At 55.0% G+C, this 25,535-nt stretch carries 23 protein-coding genes and 1 tRNA gene; 7 read left to right on the top strand and 17 right to left on the bottom strand.

The genetic code is table 11. From position 1 onward, the window contains the following. Positions 1-91: 91 nt before the first annotated feature. Positions 92-1,189 carry a metal ABC transporter substrate-binding protein gene (locus tag AC01ZF_RS02115; protein WP_476575074.1) on the bottom strand — a complete coding sequence of 366 codons (1,098 nt, stop codon included), beginning with the start codon at positions 1,187-1,189 and terminating at the stop codon, positions 92-94. Between the two features lie 155 nt (positions 1,190-1,344). Between AC01ZF_RS02115 and AC01ZF_RS02120 the strand changes: the two genes are divergently transcribed. Further along, positions 1,345-2,313, top strand: coding sequence for a GDP-mannose 4,6-dehydratase (locus AC01ZF_RS02120; protein WP_424675308.1), 969 nt, complete (start codon positions 1,345-1,347; stop codon positions 2,311-2,313). 1 nt (position 2,314) lies between these two features. Further along, on the top strand, positions 2,315-3,181 hold the full coding sequence (gene rsmI, locus AC01ZF_RS02125) for a 16S rRNA (cytidine(1402)-2'-O)-methyltransferase (protein ID WP_424675309.1): 867 nt from the start codon (positions 2,315-2,317) through the stop codon (positions 3,179-3,181). 382 nt (positions 3,182-3,563) lie between these two features. Here the strand turns inward: rsmI and AC01ZF_RS02130 are convergent, their stop codons facing one another. From AC01ZF_RS02130 to AC01ZF_RS02190, 13 genes are all read right to left on the bottom strand, one after another. Continuing rightward, positions 3,564-4,643 (bottom strand): CHAT domain-containing protein, encoded by a 1,080-nt coding sequence (locus tag AC01ZF_RS02130; protein WP_428131094.1) that lies wholly within the window; start codon positions 4,641-4,643, stop codon positions 3,564-3,566. Between the two features lie 326 nt (positions 4,644-4,969). Next, positions 4,970-5,194 (bottom strand): TIR domain-containing protein, encoded by a 225-nt coding sequence (locus AC01ZF_RS02135; protein WP_476575077.1) that lies wholly within the window; start codon positions 5,192-5,194, stop codon positions 4,970-4,972. A 778-nt stretch (positions 5,195-5,972) separates the two neighbouring features. Further along, the gene (locus AC01ZF_RS02140; RefSeq protein ID WP_424675311.1) at positions 5,973-6,170 is read right to left on the bottom strand and encodes a tautomerase family protein; all 198 of its coding nucleotides are present in this window, start codon (positions 6,168-6,170) and stop codon (positions 5,973-5,975) included. Between the two features lie 17 nt (positions 6,171-6,187). Continuing rightward, complete coding sequence (locus AC01ZF_RS02145) at positions 6,188-7,009, bottom strand: 2-keto-4-pentenoate hydratase (protein ID WP_424675312.1); 822 nt, start codon at positions 7,007-7,009, stop codon at positions 6,188-6,190. Further along, the gene (locus AC01ZF_RS02150) at positions 6,991-8,445 is read right to left on the bottom strand and encodes an aldehyde dehydrogenase (protein ID WP_424675313.1); all 1,455 of its coding nucleotides are present in this window, start codon (positions 8,443-8,445) and stop codon (positions 6,991-6,993) included. Before AC01ZF_RS02150 ends, AC01ZF_RS02145 begins: the two co-directional genes overlap by 19 nt. Further along, a complete protein-coding gene (locus AC01ZF_RS02155; RefSeq protein ID WP_476575075.1) occupies positions 8,445-9,179 on the bottom strand; it encodes a 2-keto-4-pentenoate hydratase in 735 nt (244 codons plus the stop codon). Before AC01ZF_RS02155 ends, AC01ZF_RS02150 begins: the two co-directional genes overlap by 1 nt. Positions 9,180-9,221: 42 nt before the next feature. Further along, a complete protein-coding gene (locus tag AC01ZF_RS02160; RefSeq protein ID WP_424675315.1) occupies positions 9,222-9,437 on the bottom strand; it encodes a tautomerase family protein in 216 nt (71 codons plus the stop codon). Positions 9,438-9,516: 79 nt separating this feature from the next. Beyond that, positions 9,517-10,017: a flavin reductase family protein gene (locus tag AC01ZF_RS02165; protein ID WP_428113191.1), complete on the bottom strand. Its 501-nt coding sequence runs from the start codon at positions 10,015-10,017 to the stop codon at positions 9,517-9,519. Beyond that, positions 10,014-11,045, bottom strand: a complete 1,032-nt coding sequence (dmpG, locus tag AC01ZF_RS02170; protein WP_424675317.1) for a 4-hydroxy-2-oxovalerate aldolase — start codon at positions 11,043-11,045, stop codon at positions 10,014-10,016. The genes AC01ZF_RS02165 and dmpG overlap by 4 nt, the downstream gene beginning before the upstream one ends. Next, positions 11,042-11,953, bottom strand: a complete 912-nt coding sequence (locus AC01ZF_RS02175) for an acetaldehyde dehydrogenase (acetylating) (RefSeq protein WP_424675318.1) — start codon at positions 11,951-11,953, stop codon at positions 11,042-11,044. Before AC01ZF_RS02175 ends, dmpG begins: the two co-directional genes overlap by 4 nt. Then, positions 11,905-12,711 carry an IclR family transcriptional regulator gene (locus AC01ZF_RS02180; protein ID WP_428131098.1) on the bottom strand — a complete coding sequence of 269 codons (807 nt, stop codon included), beginning with the start codon at positions 12,709-12,711 and terminating at the stop codon, positions 11,905-11,907. The genes AC01ZF_RS02175 and AC01ZF_RS02180 overlap by 49 nt, the downstream gene beginning before the upstream one ends. Before the next feature lie 82 nt (positions 12,712-12,793). Beyond that, positions 12,794-13,774: a catechol 2,3-dioxygenase gene (locus tag AC01ZF_RS02185; RefSeq protein WP_428113195.1), complete on the bottom strand. Its 981-nt coding sequence runs from the start codon at positions 13,772-13,774 to the stop codon at positions 12,794-12,796. A gap of 24 nt (positions 13,775-13,798) precedes the next feature. Beyond that, on the bottom strand, positions 13,799-15,388 hold the full coding sequence (locus tag AC01ZF_RS02190; protein ID WP_424675339.1) for a 4-hydroxyphenylacetate 3-hydroxylase N-terminal domain-containing protein: 1,590 nt from the start codon (positions 15,386-15,388) through the stop codon (positions 13,799-13,801). A 266-nt stretch (positions 15,389-15,654) separates the two neighbouring features. Between AC01ZF_RS02190 and AC01ZF_RS02195 the strand changes: the two genes are divergently transcribed. Beyond that, positions 15,655-16,470, top strand: a complete 816-nt coding sequence (locus AC01ZF_RS02195) for an enoyl-CoA hydratase (protein WP_424675320.1) — start codon at positions 15,655-15,657, stop codon at positions 16,468-16,470. A 45-nt stretch (positions 16,471-16,515) separates the two neighbouring features. Here AC01ZF_RS02195 and AC01ZF_RS02200 read toward each other — a convergent pair. Both AC01ZF_RS02200 and AC01ZF_RS02205 read right to left on the bottom strand, forming a co-directional pair. After that, positions 16,516-16,592 (bottom strand) — tRNA-Glu (locus AC01ZF_RS02200). Between the two features lie 619 nt (positions 16,593-17,211). Next, positions 17,212-17,775 (bottom strand): hypothetical protein, encoded by a 564-nt coding sequence (locus AC01ZF_RS02205; RefSeq protein ID WP_424675321.1) that lies wholly within the window; start codon positions 17,773-17,775, stop codon positions 17,212-17,214. Positions 17,776-17,943: 168 nt separating this feature from the next. Here AC01ZF_RS02205 and cysK point away from each other — a divergent pair, with 168 nt between their 5' ends. Beyond that, positions 17,944-18,873 carry a cysteine synthase A gene (cysK, locus tag AC01ZF_RS02210; RefSeq protein ID WP_424675322.1) on the top strand — a complete coding sequence of 310 codons (930 nt, stop codon included), beginning with the start codon at positions 17,944-17,946 and terminating at the stop codon, positions 18,871-18,873. 471 nt (positions 18,874-19,344) lie between these two features. Here cysK and AC01ZF_RS02215 read toward each other — a convergent pair whose 3' ends face one another. Beyond that, the gene (locus AC01ZF_RS02215; RefSeq protein ID WP_424675323.1) at positions 19,345-19,725 is read right to left on the bottom strand and encodes a single-stranded DNA-binding protein; all 381 of its coding nucleotides are present in this window, start codon (positions 19,723-19,725) and stop codon (positions 19,345-19,347) included. A gap of 161 nt (positions 19,726-19,886) precedes the next feature. Here AC01ZF_RS02215 and AC01ZF_RS02220 point away from each other — a divergent pair, with 161 nt between their 5' ends. The 3 genes from AC01ZF_RS02220 to AC01ZF_RS02230 all read left to right on the top strand — a co-directional run bounded on the left by AC01ZF_RS02220 (position 19,887) and on the right by AC01ZF_RS02230 (position 25,493). After that, complete coding sequence (locus AC01ZF_RS02220; protein WP_428111945.1) at positions 19,887-22,901, top strand: GAF domain-containing protein; 3,015 nt, start codon at positions 19,887-19,889, stop codon at positions 22,899-22,901. Continuing rightward, entirely contained in the window at positions 22,898-23,425 is a 528-nt protein-coding gene (locus tag AC01ZF_RS02225) for a hypothetical protein (RefSeq protein ID WP_424675325.1), read from the top strand. Before AC01ZF_RS02220 ends, AC01ZF_RS02225 begins: the two co-directional genes overlap by 4 nt. 457 nt (positions 23,426-23,882) lie before the next feature. Continuing rightward, a complete protein-coding gene (locus AC01ZF_RS02230) occupies positions 23,883-25,493 on the top strand; it encodes a C40 family peptidase (RefSeq protein WP_428131100.1) in 1,611 nt (536 codons plus the stop codon). Positions 25,494-25,535 lie beyond the last annotated feature (42 nt).

Consider the following 25,535-nt stretch of genomic DNA (forward strand, 5'->3'; position numbering starts at 1 on the left):
TGATAACTCCATCCGCCCTATACAATGAAGGGTGGGCGATGCATTGCATCGCCCGCTGTACTGTCTGTATTGTAACCGAGAAACCGGGCTGTTAGCGTAGCGCATCAACTATCTGTTGCACGTTAAAGCGCATATAGTCGATATACGTTGCCCCCGGTCCGTTGGCATCAGTCAGAGTTTCGGTAAGAACCGTCACGATCTTGGCTCCTGTATCGCGTGCGATCTGCTCGGCCAGTTGTGTGTTGGCTATATTACCGACGAAGATCGCCTTGATTCCCCGTTCGGTGATCAGATCTTGTAAGGCAGCGAGTTCTTGGGCCGAAGGTGTTGCGCTCGTGCTGACACCGGGAATAATGGCACCAACCTGCTGCAAACCGTATCGATCGGCCATGTAGCCGAAGATAATGTGATCCGACACGATCAAACGTCGTTCAGCAGGGATTGTGGCAAACTGCTCGGCGATCCAGCGGTCGAGTTCATCGAGCTGGCGCTGATAAGCGGTGGAACGCTCGGCGTAGAATGATACATTCGCCGGATCGAGCTGGCTCAGGTTTGAGGCAATCACATCGGCCCAAATCTTGACGTTGGTCGGATCGGTCCATGTGTGGGGATCGGTTGCACCAGCACCGTGCTTATCACCGTGCTCATCACCGTGCTCATCACCGTGCTCGTGGCTCTGCAAAACATTGCCAACCTCTTCCTCGCGCAGCGTGCGCAAGGTGAGGTTCTCGGACAAGCTAATGACTTCGGCCTTCGTCCCCGAACTGGCGATTAGCCGATCGAGAAACTCTTCGTATCCGGCGCCAACGGTAAAGATTATCTTGGCCGTGCTAACCCGAGCTAAATCTTGTGGTGTTGGCTCATAGTTGTGACCATCGGCGCCGGGCGGTACGATGGTCTCCACCTTCACCCGTTCACCGCCGATCTGACGTACTATGTCGGCCACGATGGTCGTGCTGGCCATGACGGCAAGCGGTTCGGAGACTACGGTCGGCTGAGTGGTTGGCGCTACGGTCGGTTGAGCAGTTGGTACTTCGGTCGGCGCTGGTGCTGTTGTTGGTGCAGTGGTCGGCAGGGCGGCTGTTTCGTTACCCGGTGTTCCGGTCGGTTGGGCTGCCGGGGTTTGACCACATGCGACAATTAGCAATATTGTCAATAGGATACCGATGATTCGCTGTAAATGTCGCATAGTATCTGCCTCCTTAATGAAACCATGTTTCAATTACATAATGTACCATCTTACCGAAATTGTCAAATAGCTGCAACGGCAAGATTGGCGGGCATCACCGAGCGTAGCGGCATAACGTGGTATGATAGCGACGGCACGCACAATGGAGAGGTTGTATGCGAGTCTTCATTACCGGCATTACCGGCCCGGTCGGCAGCTTTCTGGCCGATTACCTACTGACCATACCCGGCCTTGACATTCACGCATTCAAACGCTGGCGTAGCGATCTGCGCCCGATTGAGCATTTGCTGGGCAAGATCACGATTCACGAGGGCGACATTGAGGATGCTTTTTCGGTCGACCGCGCGATCGCTGTTGCCCGGCCCGACCGCATCTTTCACCTTGCCGCGCAAAGTTACCCCAGCGCCTCGTGGGATGCACCGATCTTGACCATGCGGGCCAATGTCGAAGGCACGATCAACCTGCTCGAAGCGGCCCGCCGCCACGTGCCGCATGCCCGCATCCACATCGCCGGCACCAGCGCCGAGTACGGGCCGGTGCGCCCGGAAGATGTGCCCATCCGCGAAGATCACCCGCTCCGCCCGGTCAGCCCCTACGGCGTGAGCAAAGTTGCCGCCGAGCTGAGTGGTTTGCAGTATCACGCCAGCTACGGCCTGCACGTTGTCGTTACCCGCTCGTTCAACCATGTCGGGCCGCGCCAAGGCGACCGCTGTTCGATCCAAACCTTCTGCCGTCAGATGGCGTTGATCGAAGCCCGTCAGCAGACACCGGTGATCTATGTCGGCAATCTGTCACCGCGTCGCGATTTTACCCATACCCGTGATGTAGCACGCGCATTGTGGTTGTTGCTTGAACACAGCACACCCGGCGAGGTTTACAATCTCTGTTCAGGTCAAGCTGTGCGTATTGGCGATATTGTCGATATGGTGATCGCGATGGGGCGCGTGCCGGTGACAGTGCAAGTCGATCCGGCCCGCCTACGTCCGGTCGATGAGCCGATTTTACAAGGCGACAACAGCAAACTGCGCGCAGCCACTGGCTGGCAGCCTGAGATTGGGATCGAGCAGATTGTGGCCGAGGTATTAGCGTATTGGCGGGAACAACTTGGCGTTCCACGGTCGTAGTATGGGCACGTTATATCTCGTCGCCACCCCGATCGGCAATCTCGAAGACATTACCTTGCGCGCGCTGCGGGTGCTGCGCGAAGTGCGGCTAATCGCCGCCGAAGATACGCGCCATACCCGCATCTTGCTCGATCACTATCAGATCGTGACGCCGTGCATTTCGTACCACGAACACAACAAACTGGCCCGGCGCGATGAGATACTGGCTGTGTTGCAGACAGGTGACGTGGCGTTGGTGTCTGATGCCGGCACGCCGGCCATTGCCGATCCGGGCCACGAGCTAGTCCAGGTGTGTCTGGCAGCAGGGCATACCGTGACCCCGATCCCCGGCCCGAGCGCGCCAGTAGCGGCGCTCGTCGCTTCGGGTATGGCCACCGACCGGTTTGCCTTCATTGGTTTTTTGCCGCGCCAGCCGCGTGAACGGCGCGAATTGTTGCGCGAGATCGCCGATATGACGTTGACGATCATCTGTTTCGAGACGCCGCACCGCTTGCTTGAGGCGCTCCACGACATCGCCGCCACCTTGGGTGCGCGTCAATTAGCCGTCGCCAACGATCTCACCAAACGGTTTGAGGCGATTGTGCGCGGCACGGCTGCTGAACTGGTCGAGCACTTTACCCAACACCCGCCCCGCGGCGAGTTTACAATCGTAATCGCCGGGGCAGTGCCGTCTGGGGAACGAAAGCGCAATCGCCGGCGTCTCCGAGCCACTGCTGAGACGGTTTCGCCAGAGGCTATCGCCGCCTATTTGCGTGAACTTGTCGCACAAGGTGTCAGTAGCAGCACTGCTGTGCGTCGTACTGCCCAGGAATTAGGGGTCCCTAAAAATGCAGTTTACGACGTGTGGCACGACATCTTTGGTACCTAGGCATCATCGTGGCCCGGTGGCGTTGGACAACGTGCGATTGTGGGGTAATTGGGGTACCCACGAGGGGTGTCCCTACCCCGATACCTGTTGGGGTACTCACGGGGATCACCCACGGGGGGGGCCTCTACCCCGATACCTGTTGGGTCACCCATTGGAGGGTGCCCCTACCATATCCGCCGCGGTCGTTGGGGCAATCGGTGGGGCACCCACGCGGGGTAACTGCCTGTTGGGGTACCCACGGAAGGTGCCCCTACCCCTACCCCGATACATGTTGGGGCAATCGCCCGTTAGGGTAATCCGCCCGTTGAGGCGACCCCCTATGGTTGCCCACCTCCCCGTAGTTAGTCATTGACATCTTCGTCTTTGATCAGCAGGACCGGTACTAGATGTTCTTCAATCCCTTGAAGTCTAATTTACACCCGAGTTTGTAAGCTTTCTCAATGGATAAGCCATCCCCCAATGCTTGATAGAATCTGATAGAAAAGGCAATCGCCGCGCTATCTCTAATTGCTTGCTTCAACCCTATTACATAGGGAGCAATTTTGGCAATGGCTTGTATCTGTCGTGCTGAATAGCAGGCATTCAATATCACACAATTTACAGAAAATACACTTAACAGATCGGCAATTGCTTCAGGAGATACCGGTTGAATAACACCCGATCGATTCTCGAAACAAATTTCGCCTGTTTTCGTACCATGTCCAGAAAAATGGATAATATCTGGCTTCACATTTAACATTGTCTGACTTATATCTTCAGGTTGGACCGATATTCTGAGATGCAGATCAAATTGCTCCCGATACCTGGCTAATTGAAGCTTCTCGCGGATCTCACGAAACTCTTCTCCCACACGAATGTGACTTGCATCAGAAGGATCAGCAGCTAGAAACAGCACCGAAATTACCTTCTTCGACTCGACAACCTGTCCTTGTAACGATGCCAAGGTCTCTTGAGCGAGACGCATCGTCGGTGTTCGTTCTGGAGTTTTTCCGTCCGAGATGATTTGTGAGAGTATGTGCTGCGCAATAGCTTTGTCTGATGCAGCGATATTCCCGAATTCAATTTTTCTACGAATATAGGTAATAATCCTCTTCCTTGCCACCCAATATTTCATTGTGGAGAAGGACGCTAGAGTTTGAAGCGAGTCTTCGTCATCAATGTCAATTATTGTTTTTACACAATCATATTTTACTTCCCACGATGGATATTTCGCTCCGGACAGAAAGATACTTGTCGTGTAGCCTGCACCCCGTTCAATACATGCTTTTACCATGGCTCCCAAGCCATTACTGGACCTGGGTAGCCGAGGGTTTGAAAATAGCAGCTTTACTTGCTCTTCTGATAGAATAATCTTTCTTGCTGTTGTAAAAAACGCAATAAGCTCTTTAAGTAAATCTGTGTTCTCTGTGCGGAGCACTATATTGAAATCATCATTAGTAGCAATTCCTAACTCAACAAGCATCTATAGCGCTCGTGTTCGCATTCGTGGGTTTATCTGCTCATTGAACAACATTAAGGTTAAAGCTGTTCTTATGCTCTGCGGTGGATAGTCGCTATAGATGTTCGTTATTTGCTGAAAATAGTCTTCATGAGTAAGAGCCTGATATATCTTTCCATACACTTTGGTTTGGAGCTGGAGGGAATTATCTTTCTTTTCAGGTGTGACGATTGCCAAGATCGTTTCTACGACACGCTCGATCCCATCTTCCCACCTAATAGATACTATATCGCTCATCAATGGCGAAAAATTTGTAACATCCGAAGCGGAAAGGTTATACCAAATCGGGATTATAAAGGGGCGATCACCTGCTTGAACCGAACGTTGGTATAAATCTGACAACTCGCGTATCGGCCATTCTTTTGCAAAAAGTTCGGCGAAAGTACCACAATCCCAAATCTTGATTCTTTTAAGCCTTCGTCTATTGACCTGAGTAGCAATTTCCTTGGAGTTAGCTCAAAAATGTCATACCAAACCGTAGGATCCTTGGCGCAAAGTGATTCCACCAAGGGCATGACAATCACTTCTCTATCCTCAGACGCATAAGAAATGAAGATATCCCACTTTCGAGAGGGATGTTCTTGTGCTATTGACACATGACTTCTCCGAACATGCTAACGAAGCAAAAAGTCTGACCTCGAAGATTTGCCTGTAAGTCCAAACTACCCTTCGGTCACCAGCACTCTTACTTGACGGTCGGGGACCGCTTTCTAGCCGGATGAACGAGTTATCTACACGTTCTTCATCCGCACTGTTAGTGGATCGTTCTCGTAGGCTGTTATTTCACATCAAAAACATAGCACGTCTCTCAGGATAGGATGACATTCAACTCATTCGTCTGGGTTTATGTTTTTTATCAAATATTATACTAAACCATCACCTCCAACTGTAATGATAACTTTGATGACTCCACCCGGTCTCCCACCACACGAGCACCTGCTTCCCTGAATATTACACCTGCCGCTGTTGCATTATTGACGTGCAATTATGCAGTAGGTTAGTAACACTAATTGTAGGTCGTTCTATATACGAAATCAATATCTAAAATTTGGTAATCCCCAAATGTCCGCATCCGATTATCTTTCCGGCCAGCTTGATCAGACGCGCACTATTCCCCCTCATTCCACACGAAGAGGCGTTTATCGCAAGGGTACGCGATGGGATGACGTGTCAATGGGGGCCCGTTGGGGCAATCCGCCGTGATCGTTGGGGCAACCCCGTTAGGGCACCGACGGGGGGTGCCCCTACCGTATCTACCGTATCCGCCCGTTGGGGCAACCCCCGCGGTCGTCCCTATTCCTCCTCCTCTTCTCTGTCGTCGAGGATAGCTAACGTATCTTCACGTTCGAGAACCCGTATCATCAGTTGTAACCGCCCCGGCGAGGTCCCGATCACCCGCTGGAAAATCGTACTGGCCGCAGCAGCAAAAGCCCGCTTCTGTTCGCGCGTCGGTGGATGATCGCCACTGTAAAACACTTCGAGCATTGGCATACGTTAACCTCATGATCCTATGTAAACCGCAAGCTGAGTGGCGGCTGACCATGCATCTCCAATACGAAAATATCACCTTGCTGCGCCGGAATGGTTGCCGCTAGCGCGCCTGAAATGACAATATCACCGGCTTGTAACGGGATGCCAAAGCTGCGCAGTTTGTTGGCCAGCCATGCAACCGCCACCGCCGGATGACCGAGTGCCGCTGCACCGGCACCGAACACTGTCGGTTTGCCGTTGTGACTCATCACCATACCGATGGTTCGCAGATCGCTCCCTCGTAAGGCTTTGCTCCACGGGCCAAGGGTGATCCCGCCATACGAGGCATTGTCGGCGATGGTGTCGGCAAGTTTGATCCGCCAACGGTCGATCCGGCTATCGACAATCTCAATCGCAGCAGCCAGCGCTGCCGTCGCCGCCATCACCTGTTGTGGCGTAATCTCGGGCCAATCGAGTGTTTCACCGATAAGAAACGCAAGTTCCCCCTCAACCCTCGGTTGGAGAAAGATCGCTGCCGGTGCCTCGGCGCGCCCGTTGACCGCCGGGAAGTAGCGCGATGCCCAGAGTGTGCCGTAATCCGGTTCGTTGACCCCCATCTGCTCTTGCACCGCTTTGCTGGTGAGGCCAATTTTACGCCCGATGATCCGCTCTCCCCGCGCCAACCGCAACGTTGTCCAGTGCGTTTGAATGCGATACGCGGTTGCAGCATCTTCTATTCCCTCGCTCTCGGTCAGCGGGGCAATGGTGAAACGCTCTTCCCACGCTCGGTCGAGACGCTGCGCTAACGTTGCAATTGTTGCTTCCGTGACGCTGCTGCTCGCTACTGATTGCTCAGGCATATCGTCTTGGCCTCCGTGTAGAACTCTAGGCTGTAGTGGCCGCCTTCTCGCCCGATGCCGCTGTTTTTCATACCGCCAAACGGTACACGCAGATCACGCACAAAGAAGTCGTTGACCCAGATCGTACCGGCCTCCAGGGCAGCACCAAGCCGCACCGCCCGTCCTACATCGCGGGTCTGAACTACTGCCGATAGGCCGTAGCTCACGCCGTTGGCAATCGCAATGGCCTCTTCTTCCTCATCAAACGGTGCCACCGTTACCACCGGCCCAAAGATCTCTTCTTGACACACCCGATCCTGTGGCTTGACATCGACGATTATCGTTGGCTGGAGAAAATTTCCTTGATCGAACGGTGCTGGTAGTTCCGGACGACCCCCGCCAAGGACGATCCGTGCTGCACTTGTGCGGGCCACCTCGATGTATCCGCTGACACGGTCGAGATGCTCACGGGCGATCAGTGCGCCGACCTGCGTTGCCGGATTGAACGGGTCACCAACGTTGAGCCGCTTCGTCGCCGCTTGAAACCGTTCGAGAAAAGTTTCGTAGATTGGTCGCTGAACGAGGATCCGTGGCCCGGCCAGACAAAATTCACCTTGATTGAAGAAGGACGAACGTAAGCTGATCGCTACCGCCCGTTCGAGATCGGCGTCGGCAAAGATGATGTTTGCGCCTTTACCACCTAATTCAAAGGAGACTCGTTTGAGGGTGGCAGCCGCAGCAGTCATGATGATCTTGCCGGTGGTTGTCTCACCAGTGAACGAGATTAACTTCACATCAGGGTGTTTGGTCAAGAATTCACCGGCTGAGTTGGGGCCAAAACCGTGGATCACGTTGACCACACCCGGTGGCAGACCGGCTTCGTGCGCTAGTTGAGCCAACCGCCATGTTCCAATCGGGGTTAACTCGGCCGGTTTCAGAACTACCGTATTGCCGAACGCGAGCGCCGGCCCCATCTTCCACGTGGCCTGCAAGAGCGGAATGTTCCACGGTGCAATGAGCGCTGCCACACCGACCGGTTGACGTAGCACGTAGTTGATATAGCCGTTATCCATCGGATAGGCTTCGCTCCCATGCGTCGCCGCAAAATCAGCGAAAAATTCGATGTTCGCTGCAATCCGTGGAATGTAGCCGGCCCGATTTTCATTGATCGGTCGCCCGACATCCCACGTTTCAATCGCAGCTAGTTCAGCTTCATGCTCGCGGATAAGTTGCGCAAACCGCTTTAACATGAGCCGACGCTCGGCGACCGAGGTACGACTCCACTGCCGAAAGGCGCGTGCCGCGGCCTGCACCGCTGCATCAACTTCAGCCATCCCGGCTTCCGGCGCCGAACCAATGACGTGGTTGGTCGCTGGGTAAACAATCTCAAATCGCGGTCCACCATCAACAAACTGGCCGTCGATGTAGTGTTGCACCTGAAAAAATGGGTAATCCATCAGGCTTCTCCTACCAACTGTGCCTGTAAGATGTCTTCACCGATCGTTACTTCAAGCACACCGGGCATTGCCGGGATGGCCGGCGCCGGTGAGCCGAGAAAGATGATCTGCCCGGCTGCCAAACCGCCCACTGCCTGCGCTAACCAGCAGAGCTGTTGATTGAGGTTGCCCAACGCCGCTACCGGCCCGGCAGTGCGCAGTTCGCCGTTGAGGTATAGTCGCAGTTCGCCGTCCGGCATCTGTTCGTGCAACCGTTCACCGAGCAGAAAACCACCGCCCGACGCATTATCGGCGATAACCTCCACAGCACTAAATCGATAGTCTGACCATACACTATCGAGGATGTCGACACCGAGAAAGATACCGCCAATCGCACGTGCCGCCATTCCCGGCTCGGCCGTCGCCGGTAACGCTCTATCTAACACCACCGCCAATTCCGGTTCGAGCCGCGGCTGAATGTATTCGTTTAACGGCACCACACGCTCCCGAATCATCGACCGTCCGATCCGACCGTAGATCGGTCGATCGATCCCCATTTGGCGTTGCTTTGCCGGACTAATCAGGCCAAGTTTGTAACCGATGCACGTTGGATCGGGTAGGCGGGTTCGCTGAATCCGGTATGCCCCTGCGAGATCAACACCCCAATCACGGTTGCGGCTCGCAATCGACCGCCGCGCCGATCGTGCATCGGCAATTGCGTTGGCTAACGCGAGTTCGGTGCTCGCGAGTTCCATGCCATTCTCCCTATCGCTTGCGATATTGTTCAGGCGACTCAGCTACTGTCCGCTCCCGGCTGCCTTATTGCGGCGCAACTCGGCCATCGACTGACCACCGACAGTCCAGTGCGCGGGTGGTACCTCGTGGATGACAAGCCGTACTTCAGCGAGTGGTACGTGAAACACTTCTGCGGCTGCTATCGATAGTTCATGGGCCAGCGCCGCTTTCTGTTCGGGGCTGCGTCCTTCCAGCATGGTAATCCGCAATAACATCATGACGGTAATCCTTATCGAAAAGGTGTTCGGTAAGCTGTCACGACGACATTGTAAAATATTTAGAATCACTAAATAAAGGTTAGAGTGCCGCCATCCGGCCATACCGACCACGGTAATACAACAACGGTCGCCCATCGCGATACGCGAGATGCTCCACCAGCCCTATGAAGAGGGTGTGATCGCCTGCCGGGTGGGCATCAACGACGCGGGCAACAACGTGGGCCAGTGCGTCAGCGATCAGCGGCGTCTCGTTGTGCCAAACGAATTGTGGCTGAAGGTCGGTAATCGGTTTTCCACTAAAATGGCGGCTAAGATGCTCTTGCTCTTCACTCAGTTTGCTCACCCCATACCGACCTCCCGGCGCAAGGAGGCTGTGCATTTTCGCCGATCGTCCGATGGAGACCAACACCAGCGGCGGATCGAGCGAGACCGATAGGAAGGCGTTCGCAGTCATTCCATGCACATGACCATCGTGGGTAGTGGTGATAACGGTCACACCGGTGGCAAAGCAGCCCATTGTAGTGCGAAACAGGCGCTGGTCAATGATGTTTACCGCTACTGTCGCTGATTGATTACTCATCCGCGCGCCTCCTTACGTGTCCCTGCTCTCCGCCGGCGACTCAGATCGAGCGCTACGTCGATAATCCAGTCTTCTTGGCCGGCTACTGCTTGCCGCCGGCCAAGTTCGACGAGTATCTCCCGCGGATCGATACCGTACTGCTCGCCTGCACGCTTCGCGTGTAGGAGGAAGGTTGAGTAGACTCCGGCATATCCGATGGTGATCGCATCACGATCAGGAAAGGGCTGAAAGGGCATGATCGGAGCTACAATATATTCGGCAGCATCCATCAGCCCAAAGACATCAAGCCCCGGATTTAGTCCTAGCCGGTCGAGCACGGCTGCCAGCAGCTCGGTTGCAGCATTACCGGCACCAGCTCCTAATCCGCGCAAACAGCCATCAATCTGATCGGCGCCGGCTTCGAGTGCTGCGAGGGTATTCCCGATGCCTAACCCGAGATTATTGTGGGCATGAAAGCCAACTTGTACCGACAACGCTTCTTTCAACGCCCGAACTCGTGCCGCAGCGTCGTGCGGTAACATCGCTCCCGCCGAGTCTACGATGTAGACGCAGTCGGCTCCATACGATTCCATTAGTTTCGCCTGCTCGACTAACGCTGCTGGTGGACGCATATGCGCCATCATGAGAAAGCCGACCGTTTCTAGACCCAACGCTTTCGCCAAACCAAAATGCTGTTCTGAAATATCCGCTTCTGTACACTGAGTAGCTATACGTACCACCTGAATACCACGCGCTACCGCTTCTTTCAATTCTTGGCGTGTGCCAATCCCCGGCAGCATCAATGCGGCAATCTTGGCCCGTTCGGCATGACTACGCGCAGTTTCGATCAGATCAAATTCCGATGTATGAGAAAAGCCATATTGCAGTGACGATCCGGCCAACCCATCACCATGACTGACCTCGATCACCGGTACGCCGGCCCGGTCGAGCGCCTGCACAATCTTGGCTACTTGTTCGCGGGTAAACTGGTGGCGCATCGGGTGCGAACCGTCGCGTAAGGTTGTATCGGTCAAGCGCGGCGCCTTCATGCTACCACCTCCTTCAGTATGTGCAGTGCAAATACTTCCCCTACTCGCCGCGCCGCTGATGTCATGATGTCGAGATTCCCGGCGTAGCGTGGTAAGAAGTCACCTGCTCCCTCAACTTCGAGCAGCATAATCAACACCGGTCGCTCACCCCATGGGGTTGCCCGTCGCTCTATTACCGGTCGATTCTTCAGCCGGTACCCGGGAACGTACTGCTGGACATCGGCGACCATCTGCGCTACTGATTCTTGTACGGCCGTTTCGTCAAACTCCCCTTCCGGTAATACATAAATGGTATTCCGCATCAGAATCGGTGGGTTAGCCGGATTCAGGATGATGATCGCTTTCGCTTGGTGTGCCCCACCAATGACCTCCAAGCCACGTGCCGTGGTAAAGGTAAACTCATCGATATTTTGGCGCGTTCCCGGTCCTGCCGAACGGCTCGACACGGTGCTCACCATCTCCGCATAACGCACCGGCGTCACCCGGCTGACCGCATAGACCAGCGGGATGGTTGCTTGACCGCCACAGGTTATCAAGTTGACATTCGGCGCATCAAGATGCATCCCAAGATTCACCGGTGGCACGACATACGGCCCGCGCGCCGCCGGAGTCAGATCAATCGCGATACGCCCGTGTTCCCGTAACAGTCTCGCATGACGCACATGCGCCTTTGCACTGGTCGCGTCAAATACGATCCGAATCTCGGGATCGGCCAGAATCGCCTCAATACCGCCGGCACTGGTCGGAATGCCCAACTGCCGGGCTCGTGCTAACCCCTCCGACGCAGGATCGATCCCGGCTACCAGCGCCAGCTCCATCGGTCCCGGCTGTCGCAACAGTTTGTACATCAGATCGGTACCTATATTACCGGAACCGAGGATGGCGACTTTGACTTTGTCGGCTTGCATGCAGATGTTCCTCCATAATAGCCTAGCCGCTCTGAAATGCGCTGTGCGCCTTCGATAATTGCTCGCGTGTACTGATCGCGGTGGAGGCGAAAGCGATGGGTCGGCGCCGAAAAGCTAATGGCGGCAATAACCTGTCCCTCATAGTCACGGATCGGTGCTGCTACGCAACAGAGGCCGATTGAGACCTCTTCGAGATCGTAGGCGTAGCCGCATTGCCGCACCTGTGCCAGCTCTTCGGCCAGTGCGTCGAGTGAGGTGATGGTGTTGGGCGTAAAGGGATACAGTTGATCATTGCCGACCACACGCAATACCGCATCCCACGGCTGGTGAGCGAGCAAGACTTTCCCTACCCCTGAACAGTGCGCCGGTAGGCGCACACCAATCCCCGATAATTCCACCTGCAACCCTTGCTGGCCGCGCAACTTCTCCAGATAGACGACTGTTCCGGCTTCTAACACGGCCAAATGCATGGTTTCGCCCCATACTGCAACCATCTCCTGCATAACGGCTCGTGCTTCATCGCGGAACTCGGTTGTCTTGAGTAAGGTTTGACCAAGTTCGAGTAGCCGCCAGCCTAACCGATAACGCCCTACACCAATCCGACGGAGCAAACCCTGCTCGGCCAAACTACTGAGCAGCTCCGAGACGCTCGATTTTGGCAACTCCAATGCTTTTGCCATCTCACCAACGCTCCACTCTGGGTGCTGCGGCGTAAAAAGCGTGAGTGCTCGTGCTGCTTTTTGCAGGGTCTGCAACATAGCTCGTTCCTTTCACCGGGATAATACCGCGTTCGCCCTCTTCTCGGCCGAATCCGACCGGAAGAGGGCACGCTCCTCTACCTTACGCTGTTGCTTCGACCGGCTCCTGCTCGTGTACTATCGGTGTGCCGTAGAGGAAGAATTCACCGGGCAAATTGCCCCCAAACCAAACGATCCCTGCTGCCAGAGTTTCTTCCGTCCAGACAATCGGTTTCCAAGCCGGATCGAAGATCAGGTAGCCCGGATCACCGAACAATTCGACGCGATTGCCTCCCGGCTCATAGACGTACATAAACATCGCTTGGCTAATGCCATGCTTGCCGGGACCGGCTTCAATAAAGATGCCCTGCTCGCGGAAGACGTCGGCCAGATCGTTGAGGTTCTGCGGATAGCCGTACCAGTAGCAGACATGGTGCAAGCGGCCACGTGCACCTTTCCCGTCACGCATCAGCGCCACTTCATGTACCAGCGGCGAGACACTCAGCCAGCAACCGGCTTCAGTCCCATTGTTGAGCACGATATGCTCGCGTAATCGGAAGCCTAACTGCTCCATTAAAAAGTTTTTGTTGACCGTTACATCCGACGCTAGCAGGTTCACGTGGTCGAGACGACGTACCGGAACCCCGCGCAACGGTCGCTTTTGTGGCCGGTTGAGGAGTGGAGTCTTCTGATCTTCAGTCGGTTGGAAGTATTCAACCTCCCACAGAATCTCCATGGGGTGTCCATCAGGCGTAGTAAACTGATAGGCCGCCCCGTGCCCGAGATCGCCGTCGATCCAGCCCTTGCCAAAACCCGATGCCTCAATCGCCTTGACCCGACGTTCTAGCGCCTGTGGTGAGCTGGTGCGCCACGCTACGTGACCCAAGCCCGGCTCTTTGGCTTCGGTAATTTTGAGGGTATGATGGTACCAGTCCTCGTAAGCACGCATGTAGACCGATTGCCCCTCCTGCTTCGTCAACTCCATGCCCAGCAGATCGCGGAAGAACCATAGTGTCTGATCGGGTTTGGGCGTGAGAATCTCAACGTGCGCCAATTGATGAGTATCAAAGATCGGTTCGCTCATGGAAGCCCTCCTTTGGGTCACCTATTACTTCATCACCACATTGACATCGGTTGGATTGATCAGATCGTCCACCGTCCAGCCGTCGAGGTCGTATTCAGCCATGCAACGTTCGGCAAATGCCTTCAGGTTTGCCGTCACCCCCATCGCCATCGCCGCACCTAACGTCTCGATGCGAATGTTTTCATGGTTGCCGGCATAGTTGCGCTCGTACAATTCATGCCGACCACCAAACTCGGTACCGATGGCATCCCAGAGCAGTTTCATGAGCTTGATTCGGTCGAATGCGCTATAACCGTTTGAACCGCGCACGAAACGGTCGAGGTAGGCGCGCACTTCAGGGTTCTTCAGATCGGCTGCATGTGATGGCAGATAGATCAGCGCGCTCGCGACGTCTTTCTCGATCAGGTCTTTGATCTTGACGTAGGCATCCGGGGCAAATACTCGGTAGGCGAAGGCGGCTTCGAGGTTGGGTAAGAGGTACCCATCTACCCACGGCATCGGATTACGCACCATTGCCTCGGTCAATTGCCAGAAAAGGTTGCGATAGGTGACAATCTCGCCAAGCCGTGCCTGCACACCGCGAAATTCAGCGACACCGGTAGACTCAACCGCTTTGAGCATAAGCCCGGTAATGAAATCGAGCTTAACGGCAAAGCGCGCACCACCATGCAACGGGAAGCGATGGCCGAAGCCGGAGAGCGGGAAGAAGGTGTTGACCCTCTCAACGTCACCGTACACAAAGATGTTTTCCCACGGGATCAGGACGCGGTCGAAGACCAAAATCGAGTCGTTCTCATCCAGCCGGCTCGATAACGGGTAATCGAAAGGGCTACCGACGATTGCCGCGTTGTATTCATACGAGGTGCGTGCAATCAACTTGACGCCGGGCGCGTTCATCGGTACCGCAAAAATAAGTGCAAATCGCTTCTCTTTGATCGGCAGTGGACCATAGTGAGCGATAAAGTTCACATGGGTTAAGGCACTACCGGTCGCTACTACCTTCGCCCCCGATACGATCAGCCCGGCATCCGTCTCCCGTTCGACATGCATGTACACGTCGGCAACTTCGTCCGGTGGTCGATTGCGGTCGATGGGCGGATTCACAATCGCATGATTCCAGTAAATCAACTCCTCCTGCGTCTTCCGATACCAGCGCCGCGCATTCTCTTGATAGGGTGCGTAGAACTCGGCATTCGCTCCTAGTGTGCCGGTAAATGCTGCTTTGTAGTCAGGCGCACGCCCCATCCAGCCGTAGACCGCGCGCTGCAACTCGGCAATAGTATCCCGTGCCCGTACCAGATCCTCGACCGTCCGCGACCCGACAAAGAAGGGATGGGTCCAGCCACCACTGCCGGTATCGGTCGGCATTGTCCACTTCCACTGATCGGGACCACCGCGTGTTACATCCTCCTGATGCAGTTCATGGAGCCGGTCGTACCATCGTGCTACCATGCGCGCCGAATTGCGGAAGGCTGGGTGAGTCGTGATATCCTTGACCCGTTCCCCTTGAAAATAGACGACCCGATCATCGCGCAGGCTTTCGAGATACTCCCGCCCGTTCATTGGACGCACACTGGCTATGGTGGTCTCCGTCGTTACTTCGGATACCGTCATCACATCACCTCCTTGTACACGAATCCCTAGCGCCATTGCCGCGTTTTGATATTATTTAGTTTCCTCGCCGCGGTAATTCCGATTATAGAGAGGGATGCCACCATTGTCGATAACCAAATTCGGTATAACCGAACGTGAGTTGGGATTTTGGAAAAGATTGGTTGTGAGAGGAGTAGCCAACCTCACACCCGTCGATCCATTTGCCCTTATCGTGTACAATACTCGTGACGATCCCACATTGCCGATCACTAAATGAGGAGGTTGCTATGCGGGCCGGTGAAATAGCGGTCGAACCTTATGTCTTGTGCGAAACCGATGGTCGTGGCGTTGCTCGGATCACACTCAACCGACCACGCCAATTCAACGCCTTATCCGAAGAGATGTTAGCTGCGCTGCAAGCCCAACTCGACGCGATTGCCGCCAATCCGCAGATCCGCGTTGTCGTACTGGCCGGCGCCGGTAAAGCGTTTTGCGCCGGACACGATCTGAAACAGATGCTGGCCCATCCCGACCAGCACTATTACGAAGACCTCTTCGCCCGCTGCTCTCACATGATGCTGACGATTCAGCGCATGCCGCAACCGGTTATCGCCCGCGTCCACGGAATTGCGACTGCCGCTGGCTGCCAGTTGGTGGCGATGTGCGATCTCGCTGTCGCTTCGAGTGAGGCTAAGTTTGCGGTATCGGGAATTAATGTTGGTCTGTTCTGCTCGACGCCATCGGTGGCGCTATCGCGCAATATCGGTCGCAAAGCAGCCTTCGAGATGCTGGTTACCGGCGAGTTTATCGATGCCGAAGCCGCTCACCGCCTCGGCTTGGTCAACCGGGTTGCACCACCCGACCAACTCGACGCCGCGATCGAGCAACTAGTCAGTGCTATCTTGACCAAACCCGCCGAGTCGATTGCGATTGGCAAATCGCTCTTCTATCGCCAAATTGAGCTGCCAATGGCTGAGGCGTACCAACTGGCCGGGCAAACAATGGCCTGCAATATGATGGAACCGTGCGCGCAAGAAGGGGTAACTGCGTTCGTCGAAAAACGCCCGCCAGCGTGGGCATCGACCGAACGTCAGCCAAGCTAATCGGAGAAATACGAAGCGCGCCACCACGTGGTGGCGCGCTTGTGCTGGTGCCCCCAGCGGGATTCGAACCCGCGATCTCCACCTTGAAAGGGTGATGTCCTAGGCCACTAGACGATGGGGGCCTGACGCTCGTGCATTATACCATACTTTGCGATTGTTGCAACTGTTGCGCAAACTATACCCAAATCGTTTTGATACCTGCTTCAACAGCCGAATACGCGGAGACCGGTAATCACCGTTCCGCCGCAGAACCGATCTCCGTAAACATCATTCGCATGCTTCTCATATAGGAGTGCGATGCTCTGGATTCTTCGTCGCATTCACGTCGCAATCATGTATCCATTCGCACACCGAGAGCGGTATCGCTCCGGCACCAGCACTATTCGCGGGGCAGGGTCTTCAAGGAAGGAAACCAACGTTCCACCTCAATGCTACTGGCTCAACAGCGTTCAGCCCGGTCGGATAGCGGCTGCGAGCAGCGGTCTCCGCCGCAGCCGGTGTGCGTGGCGTTTGGTCATATCGGACAGGCCCAGCGAGCAGCGGTCTCCGCCGCAGCCGGTGTGCGTGGCATTTGGTCATATCGGGCAGGCCCAGCGAGCAGCGGTCTCGCCGCTGTTGGCACTCTTCCACAGCCGCCACACAACGTGGTACGAGGTACTGGTCCGTCTTGCCCGTTCGCCCAGGGTTTTCGGCGTTGTTGTGCCAAGAAAATATATGCGTTAGCCGTTACCAACCAGCCGCCTACGCCTCCGGTAATTCATCGTAGTAATCAGCCAACCCGGCCAGCGTCATCTGGACCAAAAACGGCGTCACTTCGTTGCCGAGCGAGGTGCGGAACGCGCTGTAATCAATTGCCACCGCTGCCTTCCAATCGCCGACCTCGGTAAAACGTGGTAGGTAACGACGCAGTTGCGCCGCTAGCAATCGGCGTGGGTTGGGCAGCGCAAACAACAGCACTGCACGTTGCAAATACTCTGAAAAAGCAGTCGTGTTCGCCTCATCGTCCACCGGTGGTTCACCGAGCTTGTCAATGATCCGCCGGATCACCTCTGGGCCAATATGCAATGGATCAAACATTGGGTCGCGAAACAATTCGATACAATATGCATCGAGTGCTGCTTGATCACGATGCAATTCGAGTGCTAAGGTGCGCTGCTCACTCACAGCCCGCACCGCAGCCGCAATCCGCGCTTGCTCGGCGTCATCGGGTGGATCGGCTAACCACGTTCCGGCACACCGTGTCAGCCGAACTGCTTCTTCGCCACCACCGGCTCGATCAACCGGACGTATTGCGCGACCGCGCATACTTTGCCCTCCGTTACTTGCGTTCCTTCGCGTCAGTTCAGTATAGCATGATTTTCGTCGGTCACAGCTATAGTTAATCTTAACTTTGTCAAGCAACAAATTGACATTTCACACCGATCCAATTACAATACGATAAATAAGGATCTGCTTAGTACAAAGGAGCCTACCGTGGCCCGCATCTACAATTCGATCACCGAACTGATCGGTAATACACCGCTCGTCCGTCTCAACCGCGTTAACGACACCCATGCTACTGTTGTTGCCAAACTCGAATTTTTCAATCCAGCCGGTTCGGTGAAAGATCGGATAGGTTTGGCGATGATCGACGCCGCCGAGCGTGAAGGTCTGATCCGTCCCGGTGAGACGGTGATTATCGAGCCAACCAGTGGCAATACCGGTATCGGCTTGGCGCTAGTAGCCGCCGCCCGCGGGTATCGTCTCATCCTGACAATGCCTGAAACAATGAGCATCGAGCGGCGTAAACTTCTGCGCGGTTTCGGTGCTGAATTGGTACTGACACCGGGTAGTGAAGGAATGCGCGGCGCCATTGCCCGTGCCGAAGAGCTACTGGCCGAGATTCCGAATAGTTTTATGCCTCAGCAGTTTAAGAACCCTGCTAACCCGGCTATTCACCGCGCTACTACCGCTGAAGAGATTTGGCGCGATACTGATGGTCAGGTTGATATTGTCGTCGGTGGTGTCGGTACCGGCGGTACCCTCACCGGCATTGGTGAAGTACTCAAACCGCGCCGGCCTAGCCTGCGTATTGTTGCCGTCGAACCGGAAGCTTCACCGGTGTTATCAGGCGGTAAGCCCGGCCCCCACAAGATTCAGGGCATCGGCGCCGGCTTTATTCCCGATGTGTTGAATACCTCCATTCTTGATGAGATCCAGCAAGTCAGCAACGAAGATGCCTTTGCGATGGCTCGCCGCCTCGCCCGTGAAGAGGGATTGATGGTCGGCATCTCAAGTGGTGCTGCCGCTACCGCCGCCCTCCGCGTTGCTCGTCGTCCTGAAAACGCCGGCAAATTGATCGTTTTTATCGTGCCCTCCAACGGTGAACGCTATCTCTCTACTCCTCTCTTCGCTGAAGAGTAACTCACACCGCAATGCACAGGCGCGGAGATGGTCGGGGTGGCAACCCAGCTGCCGTCGTCACCCACACCGTAATGCACAGGCGCGGAGATGGTCGGGGTGGCAACCCAGCTGCCGTCGTCACCCACACCGTCACGCACAGGCGCGGAGATGGTCGGGGTGGCAACCCAGCTGCCGTCGTCACCCACACCGTCACGCACGGGCGCGAAGATGGTCGGCGTGGCAACCCAGCTGCCGTCGTCACCCACACCGTCACGCACAGGCGCGAAGAATACGGAGTAACTACCTCATCTACTCTCTGCGCCCTTTGCGCCTTTGCGTTAACGTCCTTTGCGTTAACTGCGTTAACCTCTCCGCGCCTCTGCGCCCTTTGCGCCTTTGCGTTAACGTTCTTTGCGTTAACTGCGTTAACCTCTCCGCGCCTCTGCGCCCTTTGCGCCTTTGCGTTAACTGCGTTAACCTCTGTACGCTCCCCTACTCCTCATCTCCCTCTTCTTGCCGGCCAGCTCCACCGTCAAGGAAAATCACCTCATCGGCCCGTACATACGTCCGCCATCGCGTTTGCCCACTCTCACTATCTTGCCATTTGTCGGTGCGCAAACTGCCCATCACCATCACCCGCCGCCCCTTTTGCAGATAATTACCGCACACTTCTGCCAAACGCTCCCATGCCTCCACCGTCGTCCACTCAGTTTCACTGGTCCGATGTCCCTGCTCATCGTTGCCACCCGGACGGTTGGTCGCCAGATTAAACCGACAGACCGTTACACCATTTCCTACATGTTTTAGTTCAGGATCGGCCCCCAATCGTCCGATCAACTCGACCCGATTCATCGTCCCTTTGAAGCTACGCATCGTGCCCTCCTCTGTGCTCAAATTGACTATTCAATTGCCGTTGCATGTAGTAAACCGTAGAAAGAGGGCAAAAGTTGCGCGATTCGCAAAAAATTTGCAGTATTTCCAAAAGTATCCACCAGTATATGCTATTGGTAACACCGGGAGTGTATAATAAAGTCATGACGAACCAAGACTTACCATCTGACCAATCTGCCGTCACCTCACCGATCGCCACTATTCTTGCACTCAGTAAGGCAGTTCTTTCATGGCTCGAACTGCCGGATGTGTTACAGCGTGTATTAGTCGCCACCCGTGATCTAAGCGGAGCCGATGTTGTGACTATCTGGCTGCTCGATGAGCAAGGCGAGTGGTTGACAAGCGCTGCTATTCTTGGGCTTGAAGACCGTTCTGAGCATGAACGTATCTTTCGTTTGCGGGTCGGTGAAGGCATTGCCGGTTGGTCAGTTGCCTATCGTCAAATCCTCCAAATTACCGACCCACTTCATGATCCTCGCTACGTACCCAAACTCGAACGCCATCCGGCTATCATTCTCTCTATCCCCCTGATCGTTCGCGAGCAGTGCGTCGGTGCGCTTAGCCTATCTCGCTACAGTGTCGTCACACCGTTTAGCCAAGAAGTTATCGAAACGATTTCTATTTTCGCCGATCAGGCTGCCATCGCTATCGATAACGCTACAAAGGTCCAGATCCTGCGTTACGCCACGGCACGCGAACGAATATTGGCCCATAGCACCGAATCGACCCAAGCCGAAACGTTGATCTTGGCCGAATTAGCCGTCGTCCTTGGAGTCGAACCTCTCCTTATTAGCACCACGTATGATGGGAACCTTCTTGATCACGCCGGTCACAACGTTCACTACGATGACCTAAACTGCTGGCGCAATGAAGGCGCGCTGATCACCGATCTACGTTTCGATGGATTACCGGCATGGTTAGTAGTCAACCAACCGGGTCGCTATTGGAGCAAAGAGGATACTAACCTGCTTACTTTTGCGGCCAATCAATTGATGCGTGCCCGCCAGCGCGCTTTCGAGCAGCGCGCACATGCTCGCGCCGAAGCGCTGCACCGTCTCGTGGCACTGACCAACGCACGCATCGATCAGGCCAGCGTGCTTGATCAGATCCTGGCCGAATTGCAACGATTTATCCCGTTCGACTCGGCTTGTGTCTTCGTTGTGCATGACGATGAGTATGTCCGACTCATTGCCCAGCGTGGTCTGCGTACTCCGGTCGATCAAGTAACGCTCTTCGCCGGACCGGGTTCAACGATTTATGAGCTGCGTCAACTCGGTACGGCACGGTATTATTCTGACGTACAGCAATTACCCGGTTGGCAGAAGGTACCCGATAGCGAGATCATCCGTTCCTGGATCGGTGTGCCACTGCGGGTTGATCAGACCACAATTGGCTTTTTAACGATTGATAAATGGACACCCAATGCCTTCACTGCCGAAGATGTCGGTACGGCACAGATGTTTGGCGAACAGGTTGCCGTCGTCATCAATAACGTTCGTCTTCTCCGTGAGGCACAAGAACGGGCCAGCCAATTTCAGGTTCTGCAACAGTTCACCGTCCGTATCGGCGCCATACGTGATATCGATCAATTGCTCGATGAAGCTACCCAATTGCTTCACCGTACCTTCGGGTACTATCAAGTACTCATTAGTGGCATTGAGCATGATCAGCTCGTCGTGCGTGCTGCCCATGGTTGCCTGATGCACTGCCAATCGAGTGAACAGGTCTTTCCCCCCTTGCCGTGTGATGTCGGTATCAGCGGTTGGGTCATTCGCCATGCCCAACCGGCAATCGTCAACGATGTCCTCCGCGACGAACGCTATGTCTGCCATCCCTTTCTGCCGGCTACTGCGGCTGAAATGATCGTCCCGATTTTGGTTGACGAGCGTGTATTCGGCGTCATCACCATCGAAAGCGATGTTCGCGGGGTGTTTGCTCAAAGTGACCTCGACTTGGTGACGGCAATGGCTCATCTGATCGGTGTCACCATCGCTAACCTTCAACACGACGCCGAACTCCAGCGCGCCCGTGAACAGTTGATCGAACGTGACCGATTACGGGCGCTTGGTGAGTTATCTAGTGGTGTAGCACATGATTTCAATAACTTACTGGCGAGCATTCTTGGTCACGTTCAGTTATTGCTCAACGAGTACCACGATCCACGATTGCAAGAGGGGTTATGGGCAATTGAGTTAGCAGCGATCGATGGCGCAGCTACAATTAAACGTCTGCAAGGATTTGCTCAAACCAGCCAATCGACTCCGCAGGGTGCCGTTGATCTTAACCAAGTGGTCGAAGAGAGTCTGGCGCTGACTCGCCCCCGTTGGCGCGACGAAGTACAGAGTCGTGGGATTGTGATCGAGGTGCGTACCGACCTGAAAGCGTTGCCAATAATTACCGGTGACGCTCCTGCATTACGCGAATTGATCATTAATCTCGTGTTAAATGCTATCGATGCACTACCGAATGGTGGGACGATAACGATCCGTACTACTCCTGCACCTCCTGAGGTGTTCGGCGCAGCCGGTGTGCTGTTGATAATCCAAGATAATGGTGTCGGGATCGATCCCGCCCTCCACGAACGGATCTTTGCACCCTTCTTTTCGACCAAGGGTGTGCACGGTACCGGAATGGGACTGGCGATTGTCCGTGGTATCGTGCAACAGCATGGTGGACGGATTACGCTCGAAAGCGAACCCGGTAAAGGTACGATGTTCCAGATTTGGTTGCCGGTAGGACAACCACCAGAACTACCCACCTCATCATCACAACCGTCACCTATGATGCCGCTGCATATTTTAGTGGTTGATGATGAAACGGCGGTGCGGCAAGTACTGACCCGCATTCTCGAGCGCCAAGGTCATCGGGTCGTCGAAGCTACTTCGGGCGAAGAAGCGCTTGCCCAGTATCGGCCCGGTCGGTACGCGATTATCTGTACCGATCTCGGCATGCCCGGTATGTCAGGCTGGGAATTGGCCTCACAGGTGCGACAGATCGATACAACGGTTCGGATCGTTCTGGTGACCGGCTGGAGCGAACAGGTTGATCCGGCTGATATGCAGCGGTACGGTGTCAACGCGATACTCGCCAAACCGTTTACAATCCAATCGGTGCAGAATCTCATTGCTAGCTTAGTCGACGCAGCCGAACAAGTATGAAGACACACAACTTCTGGCTCCAATCGCTTCGCTCTGCCTTCCGTTGGCTCCTCGGTGGTATCGTCATTATCGCTGCAATTACGCTGTGGGTAGTGGATCGGCCACTTGCCGAACCCTTCCCGCTCAGCGCCGATGCCGTACTGGTTGTCGCTACAGAGTCACCTACCGTCGAAGTGAGTACCCAGCTTGCCGATCTTCTCAATACTGGTGCGATACCAGTCGCGTATCTGGCCGGTCCCAACACCGAAGCGTTGGTCATTGAGCTGAGCCGCCGTGGTGTGTCACATGATCGGTTGCGGATACTGGACGACACCGATCAGTTGCTATCGACCGCGCACACTGCCGGTTTGCGCCGACTAATGATTGCTGCGCCGTTTAGTCATCGCCTGATGTTCGTTCGCCAGGCACAAACAATGGGCTTCGCCGTCGCCGCACTTGATAGTGGCACTGCTCCGACTCTGTCCGAACGGGTGACTGCTGCCTTACTCTATTGGCGGATGCTGTTATTTTGGCGTGCATCCTGATAACGGTTATCAGATGTTGCTCAGCAATCTGCATACGGTCGCTTCGACACGCAATATGCCGCAATGCGATATGCTGTCGCTCAGATGACGGTATACGCTCATATTCATTTCAAAACACTTAACATAGGATCGGTTCAACGAAGGTGGCAAGGTCTTCTCGTGGCGCATTCCAACGCATGAATCGCCTCATGTATCGGTTGAAGATTGACAAACGGCGCAACTTGTATTACTATTTTTCTACTTTTGCGACGAGACGCTGTGACTAACGATTTGATTCAAACACAGTGTGAACGCCGGCAAGAAGCTGAAGCACGACTGATAGCACGCTGATATTGTCTCCCCAACGTCTGCTTCGCTTCCAAGCCTGCCAACCTCAGCTTCACCATGACCGTGTTAATCGCTTGGCGATGCAATCTAGGCTGACCCGGTTGGCAGACAGAAAGAGGAAAGACGCTCCATGATTGAGCTGCAACACGATCGATCTGGTGATCTACTACCCCTTGAACTACAACGCTTACGTCAACGCGCTGTTCATCATCGGAGTAGACACCGACAACGCTCGCGACCGTTTGCTACAATCGTCGCCTTTGTTCGTACCTCCTTAGATATCCAACAACAACTGAACCGACTTCCTTCCCGCTATCTTTTCCATGCGGTAATTACCTTCTTTCTACCGGTCGCTCTCCTGTTAGGGCAATTGCCACTACGCCCGGTGAAGCCGATCCCCGTCCAACCCACTGCTGCACCTGTGGCACCCGACGGAGACGTTCCGCTCATCATGCTCGGCCCGATTAACCTCGACCAAACACGCACCGGTGCGGTAGTCGGCGATCTACCCCTCGCTACCGATGAGTCGTTACCGGTACCACTCACGATCCTCTCGCGCAGTGAAATCAATGCTCCGCTCATTGTGCCGGCCACCGTTACCGCCGACGTAGCCAAAGTACGTAATGGCCCCGGTCTTGCCTACGACGACATCGCCCGGCTGAATGGTGGTACCACCATTGAAGTTGTTGGTCGGCATAACGAGTGGCTTCAGTTCCGCACTACCGACGATCCTACTTTGCGCTGGATCGCCGCCGAGCTGGTCGATTTGCCGGAAGCGATCTTCTACAACCTCAAACCGGTAGACGAATCCACTATTCCCCCTCCACCCCCACCCAAGGTGGCAATCGTGCGTGAAGACGGCCTTAATCTGCGTGATGGCCCCGGCACGAATTATGTCAGTATGAAACGGTTGACCGCCGGTGAAGAGTTGAACCTGGTCGAACAGTATAACGGCTGGTTCCTTATCGAGACCGGTGGTATCTACGGATGGGTAACCTCTGAGTTTCTCAACATCGCTCCCGGTGTGATCGAACGAGTGCCGGTCGCGTCATCGATCCCCGATCCTAACCCACCGCTTGTCGGGTCTGTACTCGAAAACTCGGTTAATCTCCGCAAAGGTCCCGGTTCTGCATACGAACGGATTGGCTCGATCAATGCCGGCGCTGAATTGAAGCTGCTGGCTCGCCACAACGATTGGTACCGCGTTGAGCTAAGCAACGGGACGCGAGCATGGATCTATTCGGAGTTGTTGAGCGTGACACCGATGGCCGCTCGCCGCGTGCCCTATACAAACGATATCCCCCCCCTTCCCAACCGTGCTCGCCTGGCTAATAGCGGTCCGGTGAATATTCCGGCCAGCGGTGATGTTGCCAGCTACGCAGTGCAGTTTGTCGGGTATCGCTATGTCTGGGGCGGTGCTAGTCCACGTACCGGTTTCGATTGTAGTGGCCTCACGTGGTACGTCTATCGCCAGTTTGGCGTTAACCTACCGCGTACCGCTGCCTCCCAGTTCAACTCTCGATACGGTGCTGTGATTGGTAATCTAAATAATCTGGCTCCCGGTGACCTGATGTTCTTCGCCAATACCGGTGGTGGCCGTGGGATTACCCACGTCGCGATCTATATCGGCGGTGGTCAAATGGTGCATGCGATGACGCCTGCCTACGGTGTCCAAATCTCAAGTATTTGGGGTGCGTATTGGACGAGCCGTTTTGTCGGCGCGATTCGACCGTATCGCTAGCGTTGTCTCCGATTCGGTATACCACCTACAAGCACAAACAGG

The sequence above is a fragment of the Chloroflexus sp. genome, from assembly GCF_056331925.1.